The 19479-nt window shown below is 39.5% G+C and carries 20 protein-coding genes and 5 tRNA genes; 15 read left to right on the forward strand and 10 right to left on the reverse strand.

Features of this window, described 5'->3' with window-relative positions; genetic code table 11:
- The first annotated feature begins 69 nt into the window (after positions 1–69).
- From MTT29_RS06190 to MTT29_RS06210, 5 genes are read left to right on the forward strand one after another with little or no spacing between them, the layout of a single operon-like run.
- Positions 70–714 (forward strand): carbonic anhydrase, encoded by a 645-nt coding sequence (locus tag MTT29_RS06190; protein WP_103571348.1) that lies wholly within the window; start codon positions 70–72, stop codon positions 712–714.
- Positions 707–2551 (forward strand): mechanosensitive ion channel domain-containing protein, encoded by a 1845-nt coding sequence (locus MTT29_RS06195; RefSeq protein ID WP_429800075.1) that lies wholly within the window; start codon positions 707–709, stop codon positions 2549–2551. The genes MTT29_RS06190 and MTT29_RS06195 overlap by 8 nt, the downstream gene beginning before the upstream one ends.
- Before the next feature lie 10 nt (positions 2552–2561).
- Positions 2562–2720 (forward strand): hypothetical protein, encoded by a 159-nt coding sequence (locus MTT29_RS06200; RefSeq protein ID WP_002941615.1) that lies wholly within the window; start codon positions 2562–2564, stop codon positions 2718–2720.
- A gap of 45 nt (positions 2721–2765) precedes the next feature.
- Complete coding sequence (locus MTT29_RS06205) at positions 2766–3860, forward strand: GGDEF domain-containing protein (protein ID WP_103557782.1); 1095 nt, start codon at positions 2766–2768, stop codon at positions 3858–3860.
- Positions 3853–4902 (forward strand): GGDEF domain-containing protein, encoded by a 1050-nt coding sequence (locus MTT29_RS06210; RefSeq protein ID WP_429800076.1) that lies wholly within the window; start codon positions 3853–3855, stop codon positions 4900–4902. The genes MTT29_RS06205 and MTT29_RS06210 overlap by 8 nt, the downstream gene beginning before the upstream one ends.
- 25 nt (positions 4903–4927) lie before the next feature.
- Here MTT29_RS06210 and MTT29_RS06215 read toward each other — a convergent pair whose 3' ends face one another.
- The 3 genes from MTT29_RS06215 to MTT29_RS06225 are packed head-to-tail and all read right to left on the reverse strand — an operon-like array spanning position 4928 to position 7757.
- The gene (locus MTT29_RS06215) at positions 4928–6211 is read right to left on the reverse strand and encodes a TRAP transporter large permease (protein WP_087583616.1); all 1284 of its coding nucleotides are present in this window, start codon (positions 6209–6211) and stop codon (positions 4928–4930) included.
- 11 nt (positions 6212–6222) lie between these two features.
- Positions 6223–6765, reverse strand: a complete 543-nt coding sequence (locus tag MTT29_RS06220) for a TRAP transporter small permease (RefSeq protein WP_103570706.1) — start codon at positions 6763–6765, stop codon at positions 6223–6225.
- The gene (locus MTT29_RS06225; RefSeq protein WP_002941552.1) at positions 6765–7757 is read right to left on the reverse strand and encodes a DctP family TRAP transporter solute-binding subunit; all 993 of its coding nucleotides are present in this window, start codon (positions 7755–7757) and stop codon (positions 6765–6767) included. Before MTT29_RS06225 ends, MTT29_RS06220 begins: the two co-directional genes overlap by 1 nt.
- Before the next feature lie 468 nt (positions 7758–8225).
- Here MTT29_RS06225 and sodB point away from each other — a divergent pair, with 468 nt between their 5' ends.
- Positions 8226–8843 (forward strand): superoxide dismutase [Fe], encoded by a 618-nt coding sequence (sodB, locus tag MTT29_RS06230; protein ID WP_002941550.1) that lies wholly within the window; start codon positions 8226–8228, stop codon positions 8841–8843.
- Positions 8844–9876: 1033 nt separating this feature from the next.
- Here the strand turns inward: sodB and MTT29_RS06235 are convergent.
- On the reverse strand, positions 9877–11043 hold the full coding sequence (locus MTT29_RS06235; RefSeq protein ID WP_429800077.1) for a MalY/PatB family protein: 1167 nt from the start codon (positions 11041–11043) through the stop codon (positions 9877–9879).
- Between the two features lie 88 nt (positions 11044–11131).
- Here MTT29_RS06235 and MTT29_RS06240 point away from each other — a divergent pair, with 88 nt between their 5' ends.
- The 3 genes from MTT29_RS06240 to tpx all read left to right on the forward strand — a co-directional run bounded on the left by MTT29_RS06240 (position 11132) and on the right by tpx (position 13487).
- Positions 11132–11587 (forward strand): DIP1984 family protein, encoded by a 456-nt coding sequence (locus tag MTT29_RS06240; RefSeq protein ID WP_429800078.1) that lies wholly within the window; start codon positions 11132–11134, stop codon positions 11585–11587.
- Between the two features lie 217 nt (positions 11588–11804).
- Positions 11805–12947 carry a trans-sulfuration enzyme family protein gene (locus MTT29_RS06245; RefSeq protein WP_429800079.1) on the forward strand — a complete coding sequence of 381 codons (1143 nt, stop codon included), beginning with the start codon at positions 11805–11807 and terminating at the stop codon, positions 12945–12947.
- A 9-nt stretch (positions 12948–12956) separates the two neighbouring features.
- A complete protein-coding gene (tpx, locus tag MTT29_RS06250; protein ID WP_103574150.1) occupies positions 12957–13487 on the forward strand; it encodes a thiol peroxidase in 531 nt (176 codons plus the stop codon).
- Between the two features lie 6 nt (positions 13488–13493).
- Here tpx and MTT29_RS06255 read toward each other — a convergent pair whose 3' ends face one another.
- The 6 genes from MTT29_RS06255 to MTT29_RS06280 all read right to left on the reverse strand — a co-directional run bounded on the left by MTT29_RS06255 (position 13494) and on the right by MTT29_RS06280 (position 14813).
- On the reverse strand, positions 13494–13988 hold the full coding sequence (locus tag MTT29_RS06255) for an ATP-binding domain-containing protein (RefSeq protein WP_429800080.1): 495 nt from the start codon (positions 13986–13988) through the stop codon (positions 13494–13496).
- Positions 13989–14227: 239 nt separating this feature from the next.
- Positions 14228–14317 (reverse strand) — tRNA-Ser (locus MTT29_RS06260).
- Between the two features lie 58 nt (positions 14318–14375).
- A complete protein-coding gene (locus MTT29_RS06265) occupies positions 14376–14531 on the reverse strand; it encodes a hypothetical protein (RefSeq protein ID WP_021086361.1) in 156 nt (51 codons plus the stop codon).
- A 31-nt stretch (positions 14532–14562) separates the two neighbouring features.
- Positions 14563–14636, reverse strand: a tRNA-Cys gene (locus MTT29_RS06270).
- 7 nt (positions 14637–14643) lie between these two features.
- A tRNA-Leu gene (locus MTT29_RS06275) sits at positions 14644–14730 on the reverse strand.
- Positions 14731–14738: 8 nt separating this feature from the next.
- Positions 14739–14813 (reverse strand) — tRNA-Gly (locus MTT29_RS06280).
- Positions 14814–14917: 104 nt separating this feature from the next.
- Here MTT29_RS06280 and MTT29_RS06285 point away from each other — a divergent pair.
- The 6 genes from MTT29_RS06285 (at position 14918) to MTT29_RS06310 (ending at position 19456) form a co-directional block, all read left to right on the forward strand.
- Positions 14918–14993: transfer RNA gene (locus tag MTT29_RS06285), tRNA-Ala, on the forward strand.
- A 54-nt stretch (positions 14994–15047) separates the two neighbouring features.
- The gene (locus MTT29_RS06290) at positions 15048–15824 is read left to right on the forward strand and encodes a spore coat protein (RefSeq protein WP_429800081.1); all 777 of its coding nucleotides are present in this window, start codon (positions 15048–15050) and stop codon (positions 15822–15824) included.
- Positions 15825–15991: 167 nt separating this feature from the next.
- A complete protein-coding gene (locus tag MTT29_RS06295; protein ID WP_429800082.1) occupies positions 15992–17116 on the forward strand; it encodes a PepSY-associated TM helix domain-containing protein in 1125 nt (374 codons plus the stop codon).
- A 71-nt stretch (positions 17117–17187) separates the two neighbouring features.
- Positions 17188–18210: a ribonucleotide-diphosphate reductase subunit beta gene (locus MTT29_RS06300; RefSeq protein ID WP_002940575.1), complete on the forward strand. Its 1023-nt coding sequence runs from the start codon at positions 17188–17190 to the stop codon at positions 18208–18210.
- Positions 18197–18688, forward strand: coding sequence for a hypothetical protein (locus MTT29_RS06305; RefSeq protein ID WP_298039713.1), 492 nt, complete (start codon positions 18197–18199; stop codon positions 18686–18688). Before MTT29_RS06300 ends, MTT29_RS06305 begins: the two co-directional genes overlap by 14 nt.
- A complete protein-coding gene (locus MTT29_RS06310; RefSeq protein ID WP_429800083.1) occupies positions 18689–19456 on the forward strand; it encodes a carbon-nitrogen hydrolase family protein in 768 nt (255 codons plus the stop codon). It abuts the gene before it with no gap.
- Positions 19457–19479: the final 23 nt, after the last annotated feature.

A 19479-nucleotide genomic window follows, 5' to 3' on the forward strand; every position in this document is an offset into this window, starting at 1 on the left:
GGGCATTTTTTTGATTAAATAAAAGTTGCTATAATCGCGATAAAAATATAAAAAATGGAGATAAATTTTATGGATGATTCAATACTTGAAGGTGCAGTAAAATTTATGGAAGATGGCTTTTTAGAGCACGAAGAGCTCTTTAAAAGCTTGCAAAATAAACAAGATCCGCATACGCTTTTCATATCTTGCGTGGATTCAAGGGTCGTGCCAAATTTGATAACAAACTGCCTGCCAGGCGAGCTTTTCATGGTGCGTAATATCGCAAACATCGTGCCACCATATAGAGTGAGCGAAGAGTTTTTGGCGACCACTTCAGCGATTGAGTATGCGCTTGAAGTTTTAAACATCAAAAACATCATCATCTGCGGACACTCTGACTGTGGTGGATGCGCGGCACTTTACGCAGATGAAAAGAAGCTAAAAAACACCCCAAATGTTAAAAACTGGATAAAACTGATCGAGCCGATCAAGCGAGAAGTGCTTAAATTTACAAGCGACGATCCAGCCAAAATGGCGTGGCTAACCGAGAGGCTAAACGTGATAAACTCGATCGAAAACATAATGACCTATCCAAATGTCAAAGAGGAGTATGAAAGTGGTAAGCTTCAAATTTATGGCTGGCACTACATCATAGAAACTGGCGAAATTTTTAGCTACGATTTAAAAGAGGGCACGTTTAAACTTCTAGCGGACAAAAGAGGCGAAAATGCGTAAATTTCTAACCATCATCCTGCTTTCTTTCATAACTCTTTTTGGCGCTGATAACAACGTAACGCAAGAAGACGATATCATCAGCATAACAAATCAAATTCAAACCCTAAACAGCCAGATAAATATCATAAAATCTCAGCAAAAAGACCTAAACGCTTCAAAGATCGATAACTCAAATTTGATCACTCTTCAAAAGAAAAAGAGCGATCTTTTAGAAAAGATACCAAACTACGTCATGCAGATCGAGGTAACACAAAGCGATATAAATAAATTTAATCTGCAAAAAGAGGCGCTAGAGAAAAAGGTCGCAAGACTTGAGAAGCAGTCAAACAAGGACGCCTATATCCAAAGTGCTATCGAGCTTGAGAAGATGAAGGTTGATTACGCTTACTACTCAGCGCTTATTAGCCTTGAAGAGATCTTTAAAAAGGGTGCTAAAGCAAATTCTATAAGAGATGTGATAGATAATGGACTTTTAAATTTACAGACAAATTCTTATGTAAGTATAAAAGATCTAAAAGACTCACTAAATGACACTTCAGGCTCTTACGACAGCGCCTTTTTTGACCTTGAGCTGAAAAAAGAGAGTGAAGAAGAAATTTTAATCTATCTTAAAAATAACGCCGATCTTCTAAGCTCAAGCATGCTCTTGTCTGAGCTAAATTTAGTCGATGCAGTCGAGTATATAAACAAAACAACAGCCATAAATTCAAGCAAATTTAACATCGGCAAGATCGTTGTTATCGTTGCGATATTTTTATTTTTCGTCTCGCTAACTAGAATTTTAGCCAAGCTCACCTACTGGGTGATGTCACTCGTCGCTTCAGGCGAAGGGGTAAAAGAGGCTAAAAATCAGATCGTTGATATCATCAAAAAGCCGATCTCAGCACTTCTTATCATCTATGCGCTAAACATCTGTATCGGCATTGGATTTTATCCAGTGCCAGTGCCTCTAACGGTAGCAAATATCTTTTCTATCATATATATAGTCGCATTTTCATGGCTTGTCCTCACCATACTAAATGGCTACGGCATCGCTATACTCGACAAGATCGCGCAAAAAAGCAAGCGTAAAGAGGTGATAAACCTAGCACTAAAAGTGATCTACGTGATCGTGCTAATCATCACACTTTTACTGATCCTTCAAAAGCTTGGCTTTGATATCTCAGCACTCATCGCCTCACTTGGTATCGGTGGTCTTGCTGTTGCCTTCGCTGCTAAAGACATCATCGCAAACTTCTTTGCATCTGTTATGATGCTCTTTGACAACTCATTTTCACAAGGCGACTGGATAGTTTGTGGCGACATCGAGGGCACGGTCGTTGAGATAGGATTTAGAAAAACAACAGTTAGAAGCTTTGATAACGCCCTTATCTTCGTGCCAAACTCAAAGCTAGCGAGCGATCCTGTTAGAAACTGGAGCAGAAGAAAGGTCGGTAGACGCATAAGAATGGTTATTGGCATCGAGTATGGACCAACTACAGAAGAGATCAAAAAATGTGTAAATGACATCAAAAATATGCTGATAAATCACCCAGATATCGCTAAAAGTGAAGATATCGCGGCTAATAAAAGAGGATTAAAATATAGACAAAACATAGTCTCAGTTGATGACTACGCTGGATATAAGTCAAATTTATTTGTCGTGGTTGATGACTTTGCTGATAGCTCGATAAACATCCTAGTTTATTGCTTTGCCAAAACTATCGTTTGGGGAGAGTTTTTAGATGTAAAACAAGATGTAATGCTAAAAATTATGGATATTTTAAAGCAAAATGGTCTAAATTTTGCATTCCCAAGCCAAAGCTTGTATATAGAAAATATCAAAGATAAAATTTAAGGAGAGAAAAATGAGTGATGATTTTGACTACGAAGAGGTAGAAGAAGACTACTCTGAATTTAACGATGAGGATGAGGATAGTAGCGATAGCTATGACTATAACTACGACGAAAATGACTACAACTATGAAGATAGCGATGAAGATGAGGATAGTTACGACTCGTATTAAAATGGTCTAATTAAATTTAATGGATGAAATTAACGGAGAGAATGCTTGGTACAGGAATTTATAGAGCAAGATAGCTATAAGGCTATCGATGACATTTACAAAACGATATTAAACGTAGCGATAGTAAGTAACGCCTTTGTCTTGATCGTGCTTTGCAGTTTTTACTTTGACTTAACGATCATTTTTATCTGTTTTTTATTTCTTTCTATTAGCACTGCTTTAAGGATTAGATTTAATATCAAATACAGATTTTTAATCTCTGCCATCTTTCAACTAAATGTCATCACCGCAGTTATCGCTGGCGTTGTTGGCATGGGCTGGAGCTCTAATATATGGATAACACTCCTTGGCGTTATCTTTATAAACTACTTTTTGGCTTTTAACCAAAGACTTCTTACCTACTCTGTCTGCCTTCTTGAGCTATTTGTCCTTTTGTGGCTATATCTTACATATAAGGATAAAGTAGTTGGGATAGACTCCATGGTACAAATAGGCTCAACCTGTATAAGCGTTTTCTTTACTTTTTACTTGGTCTTTAGGCTTTCTTTTTTCTCTGATGCGATCACATCTAGTGGCTACAAACAGATCAGCGAAGAGAAAGAGGAGATAGAGAGAATTTCTAAGTATGACTTTTTAACTGGTCTTTTAAATAGACGCTCTATTGAAAGAACTCTTAGATATGAGCTAAAAGAGCTTAGAGAAAAAAGCAGTGACGCAAATTTAGTCGTTATGCTAGGAGATATAGATAACTTTAAAAAGATAAATGACACCTATGGACACGACTGGGGCGATAAGGTCTTAAAAGAGATCGCAAGGGCCTTGCAAGATACTTTTAGAGAAAATGACCACATTTGTAGGTGGGGTGGAGAGGAATTTCTAGTTATCTTGCCTGAAGTTAAAACTGAAGACGTAAAAAAGGTAGAAACCAGACTTGGTACAAGGATAGCACAGGTAAAGTTGCCTGATAAGAGCTCTGTAACCATGACCTTTGGTCTGGTTCTTTGTGCAAATGGCGTTATAACTGATATCGACACAGTCATAAACAAAGCTGATAAAAAGCTATATGAGGGTAAGAAAAATGGCAAAGACCGCATCGAGTATGAGATCATGAAGGCAAATAAGGACAAAGACAATGCCTAAAATTTCACTTTATATCTCACAAAAGATCATCGTCTTTTCGCTCCTAGCTGTACATACTTTTTACCTAGTTATATTTTGCCTCATGGGCGAAGAAATTTTAACTGTGGCAAACATCCTATCTGTTAGCATATATCTTTTTGCACTAAAGATACTCTTTGATAGCGAAGAGAATAACAAGATCGTGATGTTTATCTTGCAAGCAGAAATTTTACTCCATGCCTCACTTTGCGTCTTTATCCTTGGACTGGGCTGGGGCTTTGAAATTTTATTTTTAACATCGACAATTAGCCTCTTTTTCTTATCAGTTAGCTTTAAAATGTTAAGCAGACTTATCTCTTTGCTAGATATCGCGGCATTTTTGCTTTTTTATCTAGTGATAGATATACCAGTAAAAGATGATACTTTATATAAAGAGATATTTTTTGTATTTAACCTAACTGCATCTTGCGTGTTTGCTGTCCTAACATCATTTTTGCTAGAGAGCTCAAATTTATTTATATTCTTAGGCATCTTAGAAGAGAAAGAGTCTGCTAAGGCTGTCTTTAACCACGACCCACTAACTGGGCTTTTAAACCGCGCTTCGATGCAACAAATTTTTAGACAAAAGAATTTATTTGACAGTAATGACTTTGCTATCGTGATGTGTGACATCGATAACTTTAAAAAGATAAATGACACCTACGGACACGGAGCAGGCGATGAAGTGCTAAAGAGCCTTTCTAAAATTTTCAAAAACGCTTTTAGAAATGAAGATAGGGTTGCAAGATTTGGCGGCGAGGAATTTCTAGCTGTTATATTTGATGTTAAAAAGGCAAAAGCAGTTAGCATCTTAGAGCGTATCAGAGAGACACTTAATCAAAATGTAGTTGAATTTGAAAACAATAGGATCATAGCGACGATGACATTTGGCGTCGTGGCACATAGTGGCAACACTGAGGTAAATATCGAGCGTATGATCAAGCAAGCTGACGAGCTACTTTACGTTGGTAAGCGAAATGGTAAAAATATCGTTATGAGTGCGGATTACGATCCAAAAGGATAAATTTAGAGGCCTAGGCCTCTAAATTTTAATGTCCATACATTATGTTTGGTAGCCAAAGTGAAATTTGTGGTATATAAGTAACCAAGATAAGACCAAAGAACAAGGTTAGCGTCCATGGCAAGCACGCCATGATGACCTCTTTTAAGTTCATATTTGTAAGACCGCTTGCGACAAATAAATTTAGTCCAACAGGCGGAGTCACCATACCTATCTCCATATTTACAACCAAGATGATACCAAAGTGTATAGGATCGACGCCAAGTTGCGTAGCTATCGGAAGCAAGAGCGGCACCATGATCATGATAACGCTTGAAGGCTCCATAAACTGACCCATGATAAAGAGCAATATATTTACAAATATCAAAAATCCTATCATGCCAATATTTGCGTCAAGTATCATCGAAGCGATCGCTTGCGGGATCTGCTCGCTAGTTAGCAAATAGGCAAAAACAACGGCGTTTGCGATGATGAAAAATATCATAGCTGTTGTAAGGGCTGAGTCTAGGCAGATATCCCAAAGGTCTCTTATCTTTATATCTCTATAGATAAAAAGTGAGATAAATAGCGCATAGACCGCACTTGCTGCAGCAGCTTCAGTCGGAGTGAATATGCCTCCATAAATTCCGCCAATAACCACAACGACGATTAGAAGCGCCCAAAATGCTTTTGCAAATTTCTGCACCCTTACTTTAAATGGCTCAGCCTTAGTCGCTTTAAATCCAAGCTTTTTTGCTCCGACATAGGTCTGCACTAGCATAAAAGCACCAAGCATAAGACCAGGTACGACGCCCGCCATAAAGAGCTTGCCGATACTAACCTCAGCAGTTACGCCATAAACTATCATAACAACTGAAGGCGGGATCAAAATTCCAAGCGATCCAGCCGTGGTTATGCCGCCCACTGCGTACTCTTTTGGATAGCCAGCCTCTTTTATCGCTGCAAACATAATTGAGCCAATAGCCACAACTGTCGCAGGCGAGCTTCCAGAAACTGCTGCAAAGATGATGCAGGCAAATATCGCACTCATAGGAAGACCGCCTGGCAAGTGTCCGACCATAGACTTTGCAAAGTCGATGATACGTCTTGCTGAGCCGCCTTTACTTAGTAAATTTCCAGCCAAGATAAACATCGGTATCGCCATTAGCGAAAATTTATTGATACCATCAAAAATTAGCTGCGGGATCGTAGCGATGTCTATGTCTGTAAAAAATATCATCGTTAAAACGGTGCTTGTGCCTAATGAAACCGCGACTGGCACGCCTATTAGCATCAGTGCAAAAAGCAGGATAAATAAAAATGCTATTGTCATCTTTTTTCTCCTTAGTCTTTGACTACGCTACCGTGAGCTAGCTCGTGCGCTTCGTTATTTACGACTTGTGCAGCAGGTGTAAGAGCCACTTTGATAGCCTTTTCAGCCGAGCGGTAGCTAGCTGTGACGAAGGCTATTGGAAGCACTAGCATAGGAACCCATTGAGGTATGCCAAGGTCTATGATCATCTGCTCGATCTCGTGCAAAATTTTAAGATAATCAACCGAATAAACCGCGATAAATATCAAAAAGACAGTTGTTAAGATATGCGAAAAGAGTAAGCACGCCTTTGCAAGCGCTGGTGGAAATTTCTCCACCAAGATAGTTACGCTTACGTGGATGCCCTTGTTAAAGCCATACGCTGCGGCAAAAAAAGCCGACCAAATAAATAAGTAGTTTGATAGCTCACTCGCCCATGACCAGCTTTTGTCGAAAAAGTATCTAGCCACGACGTTGGCAAAGGCTAGTAGCGTTCCACTAGCTAGCCCTAAAACGGCGATAGTCTTATTGAGCGAGACTATCAATATATCAAGAGCGTTAATGAAATTTTTCATTATTTTGTCTCGATTGTTTTTTCTATAAGCTCTTTGCCGATGACGTCGTAAAATTTAGGATAGATAGCCTGCATAGTCTTCTCCCACTCAGCTTTTTGTGCGTCGTCTATCTTGAAAATTTCTAGCTTTTTAGTCTCTGCTATATATTTTTCAAGCTCGGCTATGACGTGAGCATCCTCTTTAGCTGTCTCTTCTCTCTCGTAAGCTGTAGCTTCGCTTAGAGCTTGTTTTACATTTGCTTTTAGATCATCTGGTAGTTTGTTCCAAAATTTATCACTCATAACGACTAGATAGCCTAGATATCCGTGGTGAGAGAGCGTAAGAGAGCTTTGAACCTCGTGAAATTTAGAGTTATAGAAATTTGATAGTGGGTTTTCAGTCGCATCAACTACGCCTTGTTGAAGCGCAGAATAAACCTCTGAAAATGGCAGAACTTGTGGGTTGCCACCGATCGCTTTGATCTGCTCTTCAAGCACTTTTGAGCTTTGGATTCTAAATTTTTGTCCTTTTGCATCTTCTGGCACAAGGATCGGTTTTTTGCTTGAGCTAAAGTGCTTAAATCCAGCATCCCAGTAATCAAGCGCCACAAAGCCTTTCTTAGTCACAAGGCCTTTTAGCTCCTCGCCAACTGCGCCATCTTGAACCTTATGAAGGTGGTCTGCATCTTTAAAGATGAAAGGTAGGTCAAAGAGCTGAAACTGCGGCACGATAGGTGTAAATTTAGAAAAACTAGGAGCTGCCATTTGAACGTTACCAAGTTTTAACGCGCCAAAAACTCTATCATCATCAAGAAGTTGTGCTGATGGGAAGACTTGAACTTTTATCTTGCCGCCACTTAGCTCTTCAGCACGCTTTGCAAAAAAGTCAGCTGCCTTGCCCTTTGGCGTAGAAGCTGCGACAACGTGAGCGAATTTGATCGTATAGACCTTATCAGCACCAAATGCTAAGCCACTGATGGCACATGTAAAAAGTAAAGCTTGTAAGAATTTCATCTCTCATCCTTTGTAATAGTTTTGATAGGTGCATTATAAATTTCAAAAATAAAAATTTAGAAATTTTGTTTCATAAATTCACATATCTTTATTTTTATATGTGTATTTTTGTAACATTTTTGATCTAAAATAGATAGTTTTTACTTTGTAAATTTAACGTAAAATTTGTTTATCATTTTTATAGCGTATATTTGTTACTTTTCTACACATATATTTATATTATTTTTTACATTTAGAGAAATTTAAATTTACTTTTCTCTCTTTTGCAAAGCCAAATTTGCTCTTTTTAGGATATAAATTTCGCTTGTTTAACCATAAATTTATAAGATAAATTCACTCATCTTTTATAAATGGAAAATTTAGCTTTTATAAAACGCCCTATTTTAGGGCTAAATTTAAATGATTTTCATTTGTTAATCTTTTATGGCTATAATGCGAAATAACAAATTTTATTATTAAGGAATTATTATGTTTGAACTAAGAAAACTTCCGTTTGACGCAAACCACAATGCAGTAGTAAGTGCTAAAACCTGTGAATACCACTACGGCAAGCACCACGCAACCTATGTTGCAAATTTAAACAATCTCATAAAAGATACAAAATTTGCCAATGCATCATTTTATGAAATTCTAAAAAATAGCGAAGGTGGCCTTTACAACAACGTCGCTCAAGTCTATAACCACGACTTTTACTGGGACTGCATCGCTAAAAAAAGCGAGATGTCAAGCGAGCTAAAAGCTGCTATCGAAGCAAATTTTGCAAACTTTAAAGAGGAGTTTTTAAAGGCAGCTACAACGCTTTTTGGCTCAGGTTGGGCGTGGCTTGTATTTGATCCAAGCAGCAAAAAGCTAGAGATCGTGCAAACTAGCAACGCAAAAACTCCAGTGAGCGATGGCAAAGTGCCACTTCTAGTAGTTGATGTGTGGGAGCACGCTTACTACATCGACAACTTCAACGCTCGTCCAAAATACCTAGAGACATTTTACGAGAATATAAACTGGGAATTTGTAAGCCAAGCTTACGAGTGGGCGCAAAAAGAGGGCCTTGGCTCAGTTGAGTTTTACACAAAAGAACTACATAAATAATATCTGGCGGGACTTTCCCGCCTTTAAATTTCTACTTTTATTCAAATTTAACTATCAAATTTATCATTTTAAACGAGAGCGTAAATTCCCACTTTAGAAAATAACCTTTTTATAAATTTACAACCAGCATAAGCTAGTTCATCTTTAAATTTCTGTTTTTACATAAACTTTAAAATCATCAAATTTATTAGCAAAATCACTTTTTGAAAGATATCAAATTCTCGTTTTGGCAAGCAGCTTCTTTTAAATTTAACGCTAGTGCGAGATATCTCGCTTTCAAGCGCGATATTTACTATTTCAAAAGGGGCAAAATGTTTTTTATGGCGGTCTGTTCTATTTTGATAAGCGACTTTTTCTAAGTTTAAAAGTCAGCGCAACTATCTCACCTTTAAATTTATGTTTTTCCAAATTTAAACTACTAAATTTATAAGAAAAACTGCATTACGCACGTGTGGCGAACACAAATTTGTTGAATAAAGGCAGCATAAAATAGTATTTTGGCGACCGCTCTATTTTTGACTGATAGCTTTTCTAAATTTAAAATAGAAGATAAAAATCAGCGGTGGCTTTAAATTTGATACTCAAAATGAACGCGGTCTTTTTTGCTTTAAAATCAACCATGACTATTTGCATTAACAGCTTTGCTTAATTTTATGTAAATCAAGATCGGCATGACTATCAGCACCTTAAATTTTTCTCTTTCAAATTTAAACTACTAAATTTATGATCCAAAACTACTTAAAACTTTAAAACAACTCCTAAACACGCGACCAAGACACTCTTTATAACGCGCTAGCGCATGCTGGAGAGATATCAAAAATAGCAAAAACTGGCTTTACCACCTACCCTATTACAACCAAATAACTTCCTGCTTAAATTTAAAGCTATCAAAGAACCAACGTAGGCTATCCAACCTTAAATTTATCAGCAAAATTTTTAAAAGCGGAGGCAATATCTGCTACTCTAAAATATCCCAAGTAGCTTTTTGTATCAAGCAAAGGTGGCTTAAATTCCAAAGCCACCCAGCCAAAATTTATCTCTTTGAAATGTATAAATTTATCCCATTTTGCAAGCGTTTTAGCCCTTCAAGCACCCTTTGGCGCTGCGTTGCGATATTCATACGAAGGAAAAATCTATCTCCTCTGTAAGCGTTGCCGTCATTTAGCCACAGCCCTGCTCTGTCGCGCAAGAAATTCATAAACTCACTCGAATCCTCGCAAAACGCACTGCAGTCAAGCCACAAAAGATAGGTCGCACTCGATGGTAAAAGCTTCACTGGTAAGCCCTGCTCTTTTATGAAGTTTGCAACGACCTTTTTGTTTTCAAAAAGATACTCTCTAAGCTCATCAAGCCACGCTTCGCCCTCGTTAAATGCGGCTATTGCTGCAATGATCGCAAAGGCATTTGCCTCGCCGACCTCATCGTAGTTGATAGCGGCATTTAGTCTTGATCTGATCTTTTCATTTGGTGTAACGACGGCCGAGCTTTGAAGGCCAGCTATGTTAAAGGCCTTTGTAGGCGATATGCACGTGATGGAGTTGTTTTTGCACTCCTCGCTCACACTGATAAATGGCACGTAGCTTAGACCTGGATCAGTTATGTCGCAGTGAATTTCATCGCTAATAACCAAAACATCGTGCTTGTAGCAAAGCTCGCCTATCTTTTTAAGCGTCTCTTTGTCCCAAATTTTGCCTATTGGATTGTGAGGATTGCAAAGAAGCATCATAGTAGTTAGCGGCTGAGCTAGCTTCGCCTCTAGGTCGTCAAAGTCGATCTCGTAAGAGCCATTTTTATAGACAAGGTCGTTTGATAAAATTTCACGTCCGTTGTTTTTTATGCAGTTAAAAAAGACGTGATAGACAGGCGCTTGCACTAAAATTTGATCTCCTGGACTGCTAAATCTCCTAATGGCAGTCGAGATGGCCGGTATAACGCCAGTGCAAAAGCACATCCACTCGTTCTCTAAGCTCACGTTGTGACGTCTTTGCCACCAGCTCTTTATCGCCTCGTTCCACTCTTTTGGGATGAACGAGTAGCCAAAGACGCCGTTATCAAGGCGCTTTTGCAAGACGCTTAATATCTCAGGTGCAGCCTTAAAGTCCATATCTGCAACCCACATCGGCAAAACGTCATTTTTCATACGCCATTTTGATGAGTTGGTGCCTTCTCTGCTTACTAATGTGTCAAAATCGTACTTCATAGCTTTTCCTTAAATAAAATTTTAAATCAATTATAACCCAAAAGATACTAAGATGATTTAAAAATTTAATACCAAAAAAGGAAAAATGATGAAACTAGCTCAGGCTCTCATCCTAAGATCTGACACGCAAAAGCGCATCGAACAGCTAAAAGTTAGGCTACTTAGCAATGCAAAAACGCAGGAAAATGAAAGTCCAAGCGAGGATCCAAAGCTTCTTTTAAAAGAGCTTGACAAGCTAACAAGCGAGCTTTTTAGGCTCATTTGCTCTATAAATTTAACAAACTCAAGTGCTAAATTTGATGGCATTAGCCTAACTGAGATGATCGCTAAAAAGGACGCTTTGACGCTAAAAGCAAGCGTGCTTAGGGAGTTTGCAACAAGTGCTAGTCAAAAGGTCGATCTTTACTCAAATAGCGAGATCAAAATTTTAAGCACAGTCAATGTGGCCGCACTTCAAAAGCAAGTAGATGCACTTTCAAAAGAGATCAGAGAGCTTGAGATGAAGCTTCAGGAGGCAAACTGGTCGGTTGATCTAGTAGAGTAAAATTTATGGTAAAAATTTAGCCAAAAGCGAGTAAAAACCATATATTGGCGGCTTGCGAAGACCAGGCAAAAGCTTAAATTTAGTCTTAGCAATCTTACAAATGCAAATTTAAAAAGCACTTTTACTACCACTTACTGGTTTGGCTATATTTTGGGTGGGTTTGGGGAAAATTAATCTTTATCATGTAAAATTTCGTAAAATTTTAAAAAGGAAATTTATGAAACTAGACACTCTCATCGTAAAAGGCATCGAAGCTAAAAACAACCCAAACAAAGCGGTCGTTCCGCCAGTATTTTTAGCTAGCACCTTCGTGCAAGATGACCTTGAAAATTTTCAAGAATTTGCCTACTCACGTGGCAACAACCCTACAAAAAAAGCCTTTGATGATATCTTTGCTAAAGTCGAAGGTAGCAAATACGCATTTAGCTTTGGCTCAGGCATGGCAGCAACAGCAGCCGCACTTAGCCTTATAAAAACAGGGCAAAAAGTCCTGCTAAATAGCAACGTATATGGTGGCACATATAGATATGTCACGACTGTTTTTGAAAGCCACGGCATAAAGAGCGAATTTATAGATGATCTAAATTTTTTAAGCGAAGATGACATAAGCGACGACGTGGCAGCTATCTTCATCGAAACTCCCTCAAATCCTCTCTTAAGAGTGACTGATATCGCCAGGATCTCAAAGATCGCTCACAAAAAGGGCGCTCTAGTCATCGTGGATAATACATTTTTGACGCCTTACTATCAAAAAGTGCTTGAGCACGGAGCTGACATCGTGGTATATAGCGCCACAAAATATATCGGCGGACATGCTGACGTGATCGCTGGTATCGTCACGCTAAACGATGATGCTTTGGCTGAAAAGATAAAATTTGCCAAAAATACGCTTGGTGGCATCATCAGTCCGATGGACGCATACTACCTAATACGTGGGCTTAAAACTCTTAGCGTTAGGTTTGACAGACAAACGCAAAATACCCATAAAATCATCAAATTTTTAGAGGATAGTGACGCCGTTAGCGTAGTGCATTTCCCTGGCTCATACAGCGAGCAAGAGGCAAAGATGCAAGCAGCTCAAGCAAGCGATATCGGCGCTCTTATCTCATTTGAGCTTGATGAAAAATATGATGTAAATAAATTTGTAAAAGCGCTAGAAATTTTTGATCTAGCAGTGAGCCTTGGCGGCGTAGAGAGCCTTATTTGCAGGCCTGCAACGATGACGCACGAGGCATATCCAAAAGAGGTGCTAGATAAGATCGGCATAAAGCAAAATTTGCTTCGTTTAGCCATCGGCATCGAAAATGTCGATGATCTAATAGCTGACCTTGATCAAGCGTTTAAAAAAGCTAAAATATAAGGAGAAATCATGGCAACTACAAAATTTAAAGGCAGTGATGTAAATTTAAGCGGAAACGAGCTATTTGTCGGCTCTTATGCGCCTGAGGCAAGAGTCGTAGCGCAAGATCTTAGCGAATTTAGCGTGGGCGGAAATAATGGCATAGAGGTACTTGTCTGCTTGCCATCACTTGATACTGGCGTTTGCGCGGCAGAAGCACGTAAATTTAACGAAAAAGTAGCTGGAAAACACGGCGTTAGACTTAGCATCATCTCAAACGACCTGCCATTTGCGATGGGAAGATTTTGCACGACTGAGGGCATAGCAAATTTGCGCGTGGGAAGCGACTTTAGATACGGAGAATTTGCCCAAAACTACGGCATGCTGATGAGTGAGGGCGCGCTAAAAGGCCTACTTGCAAGAGCAGTCTTTGTCATCAAAGATGGCGTAATAATTCACAAGCAAATCGTCCCTGAAGTGACAGAGGAGCCAAACTACGACGCAGTTTTTGACGCGATAAAACAAAGCGGCGGATGTGGTTGTGGCTGCGGCTGCCATTAAAATTTACTATGCAAATAGCCCAGCTATGATGGCAAAGAGCTGACTGCCTGCCACCACTAGCTCGGCGCCATCTTTTACGTCCCTTAAAACTGGCTTTATCGAGGCTAGTTTTAGGCTTGATTTTTCTTTTATTTGTTCGTTTTTCGGCGGTAGATCTTGCGTGATGCTTGCATATTTTTTGATGATCTCTACCACCTTTTTTATCTCATCTGGCAAATTTTCATCCAAATTTTTAGGTAGCGAGATATATAAATTTTCGCGGCTTCTAGTTAGCAAGACGTAAATTTTCCTATAAAAAAGCGCTCTTTCATTTTTATATATAGTCTGCAAAAACGGCAAAAAGTTGTGGATGATGACATTTTGCGCTTCAAGGCCCTTGATCGACTGGATAGTCAAAACCTCTACATTTTTACCCTCTGGCAAGACGCTCTCTTTTATGGTATTTACAGCGACCTTGCTATTACTTAAAACGACACTTATTTCGCATCTGGTAAGGCACATTTATTGCCTCTTGCTCTTTAGCGCCAAGGTACTTTTGTATATTTTCATCTAAACATTAAATTTACTTTGTTCTCACACTTTTTTTGAGATTAAAATTCTGCTATTTTTAGCCTTGCCAAAAACACAGTTTTTGCCACAATTTAACATGGATCATGTTTATATTAAGTTATGTTGAGCCCAAATTCTAAAAATTAAAAATAAAAATGATTGAAAATTAAAAGGTGATTTTAAATTTGAAGTGGCCGGGAGATAGGGATTCGAACCCCAGGAGGCTTTCACACCTCAACGGTTTTCAAGACCGCCGCTTTCGACCGCTCAGCCATCTCCCGATTTAAAGATTTGTGATTATAGCCAACTTTGCTTAAAATTTGCTATAACCACTAAGAATTATTCTGTTTTTTCTTTGACGTAACTAGCGCCGTCATTGATCTTTTCTTTAGTCCATTCTTTGGCGTTGTGGCTATCTTCTTTTACGCCGTGCCAAGTGTTTGAACAACCTACTGCAAAAAATGCCATACAAACTATTAAAAGCAACTTTTTCATTGTTAATCCTTTAATTTGGTTTTTTGAAGTCTGGAGGCGACACCCGGATTCGAACCGGGGATCAAAGCTTTGCAGGCTCATGCCTTACCACTTGGCCATGTCGCCGTTTTGGTGGTGCCCGAGACCGGACTTGAACCGGTACGGTAAAAACTACCGAGGGATTTTAAGTCCCTTGCGTCTACCATTCCGCCACTCGGGCAAATTTAATGGAGCGGGAAACGAGATTCGAACTCGCGACCCCAACCTTGGCAAGGTTGTGCTCTACCCCTGAGCTATTCCCGCGTTAAAGGTTGCAATGTTACCCAAAAGTTGCTTAAAAATTTATTTTATAAAAACGACTTTCAAAAAAATGTAAGCCATAAAAAGATAAAATACCAAATCCTTTTGGGGTTATAGCTCAGCTGGGAGAGCGCTTGAATGGCATTCAAGAGGTCGGCGGTTCGATCCCGCTTAACTCCACCATGATTTTATTTTCTTTTTTACTTACAAATATTTCTATGTTTTTCATGAAATTTTATGTCAAATATATGTAAAAATTTAGAATTCTTTCGCTACATTAACAAAATGCAAAATTTAAAACAATATGTAAATGAAATTTTAAAAGATCATAACGACGAACGTGTTTTTAGCTTTGAATTTGATGGGCAAAAATTTTGGTTAAAACGCATTGAAAAGACCATTAAAGGTGGCTTTTTAACTAAAATTTTTAAACCAAACCCTTATAAGTCATTTGCGGCCGAGATAAAAAAGCTTGAAATTTTAAACGAGGCAAATGCTCCTGCGCCAAAACTCGTGTTAAAAAGCGATGAATTTTTCGTTATAGAAGATGTTGGCGAGCCAGTTGCTAGACTATTTAAATATAGTAACGATGAAAAATTTAAACACGAAATTTTGCTAAAAGCAGCCCGCGCACTAGCTGGACTTCACGCACTAAATTCCGCACACGGACGCCCAGCACTTAGAGATATCGCCATAAAAAATGGCGAGATAAAATTTCTAGATTTTGAGTCAAAATTTTTTACTCACGACATAGAACTTCAAAAATGCCGCGACCTATTAGTTTTCATCCACGAGCTCTACCGACAAAAAATTTCACATGAGCTGGTAAAAGAAGTGGTCAATGAATACATTAACGCTGGTGGCGCTCAAATTTACTCGCGCTCGCTGCAACTAATAGTAAAATTTAAACCACTCTACCACCTGCTAAAACCGTTTAAATCTCTAAATAAAAAGGATCTAAATGCAGCCATTAGAACCTTTGAGTATCTCCTGCCGATCGCTCAAAATAGATAAATTTACAAGGCAAAAGCGCTTTTTTGTCAATAAAGCTCTTTGCCTAGTGGTCTATCATGCCAATGAGTAGCCAAATTTTCTCTCATAACTTAAAAAACCTTCTAAATTTTATCTCTGCTTAACAAAAAATAAATTAATATTCGTTATTAAAATCTAAAAGGAGATATATGCTTTTCAAGCGTAACAAAATCATTTTCAACATCCACCTAATAATCGGTCTAATCGCTGCCATACCGCTACTTATCATGACGCTTGCAGCGCCATTTGTCTCTTACAGAGAGGAGATAAAATCTGCGATAAATGAAAAATATATAAATTTAGCACCTAGCGAAAAGCCAAATTTAAGCTTAAGCGAGATTCTCGCCAAGGCAAAAAGTGAGATCAAATTTGACACGCTTGAAAACGTGCAAATCGGCGGCGAAAACAAAGCTTATAGCATCAGTGTCGCTAAAGATAAAAAGCTCTTAAATTTCTTCATCGATCCAAGAAGTGGCGAGGTGATCAGCGAAGATTTGGGCGAGAAAACTCGCATGATAATACTAAGCCTGCATAGAAATTTAGGTCTTGCCCTGCTTGATAGCAAAGTCCCAGCAAACATCGGCAAGCAAATAGTCGCCATTAGCTCGATCATCATGGCACTTCTTGCCATAAGCGGCCTCATCCTCTACGCCCCAGCGATCAAGCGAAATTTCTTAAATTCACTAAAGATCAAAACAAACGCAAAGGGCTACGCCTGCTTTTTCAACCTCCACACGAGCCTTGGCACCTACGTAGCGATCTTGCTTGTAGTGATGTCGCTAACTGGTCTTTACTGGTCTTACGGCTGGGTTAGAAGCAGTGTAAATAGCATATTTTTCGAGCTAAAGCCAAGCCAAGCACAAAGAGCAATGCCTCAAAGAAATTTAACCCCAATAAGCGATGAAAAATTTAAAGAGATCGAGTCTGCGGAGCAAATTTTTAAAGAAAATGTCACGCTAGAGCTAAAATCACTCACGATAAACGTGCCTGAAAACAACCAAAGCACCTACACTATAAACTACGAAACTGCCGAGAGTCAGGTAGGCAAGCTAAAGCTTGACGCAAGCGCTGGCAAGATAAAAGAAAATAAGCTTGTTAGTAAGAGTGATAGCATCCCAGAGGCAAAAAAGGCTGGGCGAAAAGTGCTTAGCCTGCATACCGGAGAGATGTTTGGCGAGGTCGGTCAGATCGTCTTTGCTATCTCTTGCGTGATCGCAGTTTTACTCATAATAACTGGCTTTTTGATGACCATAAAAAGGAGCAAAACCATCTAAATAAAAGTAAATTTTTACCTTGCTTTGGGTAAGATTTTAAGAAATTTTTACCACAAACAAGAGAGAAATTTATGAACAGAAAACGCATTTACAACCCAAGTTCAAATGAAAATTTGACCGACAGAAGAGTCTTTAACGGCAACCCACACGGCATTTTAAATTTCACCAAGGCAAAATACGAGTGGGCGTTAAAGCTTTGGGACCTCATGGAGGCCAACACCTGGTTTCCAAAAGAGGTCGATACCACCGACGACGTGCGCGACTACACCTACAACCTCACAGAGGCTGAAAAACGCATGTACGACCTAGTATGGAGCCAGCTCATCTCGATGGATAGCTTCCAGACAAACAACCTAGCTGACAACATCAACCCCTACATCACAGCGCCAGAGATCAACGCCGTGCTAAGCCGCCAAGCCTACGAAGAGGCAAACCACAGCAAGTCTTACGCTGTCATGGTCGAGGCGATCTGTGACAACACCGACCTTATCTACGAGATGGAGAAGCACGACGACGTCTTGCGTGAGAAAAACGACTACATCTCAAGCGTTTATGAGGAGCTTGCAGGCGAAGTGACTGACGAGAAGCTACTTCTTGCGATGGTGGCAAACCAAATTTTAGAGGGCATTTATTTTTACAGCGGCTTTACGGCGATCTACGCTCTAGCTCGCGCTGGCAAGATGCTGGGCTCAGCGCAGATGATACGCTTCATCCAACGTGACGAGATCACACACCTGCTTTTGTTTCAAAACATGATAAATTCAGTCCGCAAGGAAAGGCCTGACCTTTTCACTCCCGAGACTGAGGCGAAAATTTATGATATGTTTGAAAAAGCTGGAAATTTAGAGATCAAATGGGGCAAATACATCACCCAAAACCAAATAATGGGCTTTACAGACGATATCATCGAGCAGTACATACACTATCTCATCGACCAGCGTCTAGTTGCGATCGGCCTAAAGCGCAAATACAACGTCGCTCATCCGATCAAATGGGTCGATGACTTTGCGAAATTTAACGACCAAAAGTCAAATTTCTTTGAAGCAAAGGTGACAAACTACAGCAAAGGAAGTATCAGCTTTGACGACTTTTAAAAATAGTATCTTATCCCTTGCCTGCGTGCTTTTGGCTGGGTGTGCGAGCAGTAGCCAAAGGATCGTTGACATGGCAAACCGAGATAATCTCGTAAATTTCCCCGCCCACAAACTTGTTAAAGTAAAAGAGACAAGCCAAGCGGAAGTCTATCAAGAGATGCCAAACGGCGAAATTGCACCAAGTTTCGCACCGCTAGGATCTGTTCTAGGAAATGACGTGATGCTTGACATAAACAAGCAGTGTGGCTTTGAGGCAAAAGACCTAAAAGAGATAAGAGTGGTCTTGCATGATGAGGCTAGAGGTCTTGGCTTCGAGGTCTGGATTTTTAACGACTCGCTCTCGCAGAGGGAAGACAAAACCACAGCTATAAGCGTTATTTTAAAAGCTACGCCAAACATCGGTGGCACGGATATAAACTACAAAATTCCAAAAGACTGCCATGATGAAAAACCTATGATATTTGTATTTGAAAAATAGATGAGCGAAAATTTAAACCTAATAAGTCTAACTTTAAAGGCAAAAAATACAACAGATCGCCTAGAGGAGCTTGCAAATTTAGTCAAGGCTGCACCTAAAAATTCGCTCCTGCTTGCAAGCGAGCTTTGCATCAGCGGCTATGATTTCGACGGCTTTTTTGCTGGGGCGAACAAAGCTATGCTTGGTGGCATGATAGGCAGCTTTGATGCGATGCTGCTTGAGCGCTTGCAAGAGGTGCTTAGCCCAGATAAATTTCTAGGTTTTACGCACCTTAGCAGCCTAAACAAAAGCGCAGGGCTCGCTCAAATTTCAAATCTAAATCCGCACCAACCAAAAATTTATAACGAATTTTTACTTCTTAACTCAAATAACGTCTTTCATTCGCAGTTTAAGGCTGAGCTTTTTAGGCCAAATTTAGAACACGAGATCTTTGCCGCTGGTGAGGTGAGCGATATAAATGCTTTTACCTTTAAAGGGCTAAAGCTTGGCGTTCTGATATGCTTTGAGCTGCGTGATAGCAGACTTTGGGCAAAGCTAAAGGGATGTGACATCATCATGGTGCCAGCCATGTGGGGCAAGGCTAGAGAGGAAGCCTACCTTAGCCTTTGCAAGGCACTTGCGATCGCAAATAACTGCTACGTCATGATCTCAAGCTCACTAGATCTTGAAGTCGCCGGGGTCTTTTTGCCAGATGGCACGCTAGAAGCAAGCGCGGTTTTTGACGCAAATTTGATAGCGCAGATAAAGAAAAATTTAGGGCTTTTATAAATTTTAAGATAAGCTTTAAATCG

The organism is Campylobacter concisus (genome assembly GCF_050447485.1).
GTDB classification, from domain to species: Bacteria; Campylobacterota; Campylobacteria; order Campylobacterales; family Campylobacteraceae; genus Campylobacter_A; species Campylobacter_A concisus_BQ.

Coding starts and splice junctions, on each gene's coding strand:
- MTT29_RS06195 (WP_429800075.1), top strand. CDS start 707: ATGCGTAAATTTCTAACCATCATCCTGCTTTCTTTCATAACTCTTTTT.
- MTT29_RS06200 (WP_002941615.1), top strand. CDS start 2,562: ATGAGTGATGATTTTGACTACGAAGAGGTAGAAGAAGACTACTCTGAA.
- MTT29_RS06220 (WP_103570706.1), bottom strand. CDS start 6,765: ATGAAAAATTTCATTAACGCTCTTGATATATTGATAGTCTCGCTCAAT.
- MTT29_RS06215 (WP_087583616.1), bottom strand. CDS start 6,211: ATGACAATAGCATTTTTATTTATCCTGCTTTTTGCACTGATGCTAATA.
- MTT29_RS06190 (WP_103571348.1), top strand. CDS start 70: ATGGATGATTCAATACTTGAAGGTGCAGTAAAATTTATGGAAGATGGC.
- sodB (WP_002941550.1), top strand. CDS start 8,226: ATGTTTGAACTAAGAAAACTTCCGTTTGACGCAAACCACAATGCAGTA.
- MTT29_RS06290 (WP_429800081.1), top strand. CDS start 15,048: ATGTCAAATATATGTAAAAATTTAGAATTCTTTCGCTACATTAACAAA.
- MTT29_RS06255 (WP_429800080.1), bottom strand. CDS start 13,988: ATGTGCCTTACCAGATGCGAAATAAGTGTCGTTTTAAGTAATAGCAAG.
- MTT29_RS06295 (WP_429800082.1), top strand. CDS start 15,992: ATGCTTTTCAAGCGTAACAAAATCATTTTCAACATCCACCTAATAATC.
- MTT29_RS06300 (WP_002940575.1), top strand. CDS start 17,188: ATGAACAGAAAACGCATTTACAACCCAAGTTCAAATGAAAATTTGACC.
- MTT29_RS06235 (WP_429800077.1), bottom strand. CDS start 11,043: ATGAAGTACGATTTTGACACATTAGTAAGCAGAGAAGGCACCAACTCA.
- MTT29_RS06265 (WP_021086361.1), bottom strand. CDS start 14,531: ATGAAAAAGTTGCTTTTAATAGTTTGTATGGCATTTTTTGCAGTAGGT.
- MTT29_RS06310 (WP_429800083.1), top strand. CDS start 18,689: ATGAGCGAAAATTTAAACCTAATAAGTCTAACTTTAAAGGCAAAAAAT.
- MTT29_RS06210 (WP_429800076.1), top strand. CDS start 3,853: ATGCCTAAAATTTCACTTTATATCTCACAAAAGATCATCGTCTTTTCG.
- tpx (WP_103574150.1), top strand. CDS start 12,957: ATGGCAACTACAAAATTTAAAGGCAGTGATGTAAATTTAAGCGGAAAC.
- MTT29_RS06225 (WP_002941552.1), bottom strand. CDS start 7,757: ATGAAATTCTTACAAGCTTTACTTTTTACATGTGCCATCAGTGGCTTA.
- MTT29_RS06240 (WP_429800078.1), top strand. CDS start 11,132: ATGAAACTAGCTCAGGCTCTCATCCTAAGATCTGACACGCAAAAGCGC.
- MTT29_RS06245 (WP_429800079.1), top strand. CDS start 11,805: ATGAAACTAGACACTCTCATCGTAAAAGGCATCGAAGCTAAAAACAAC.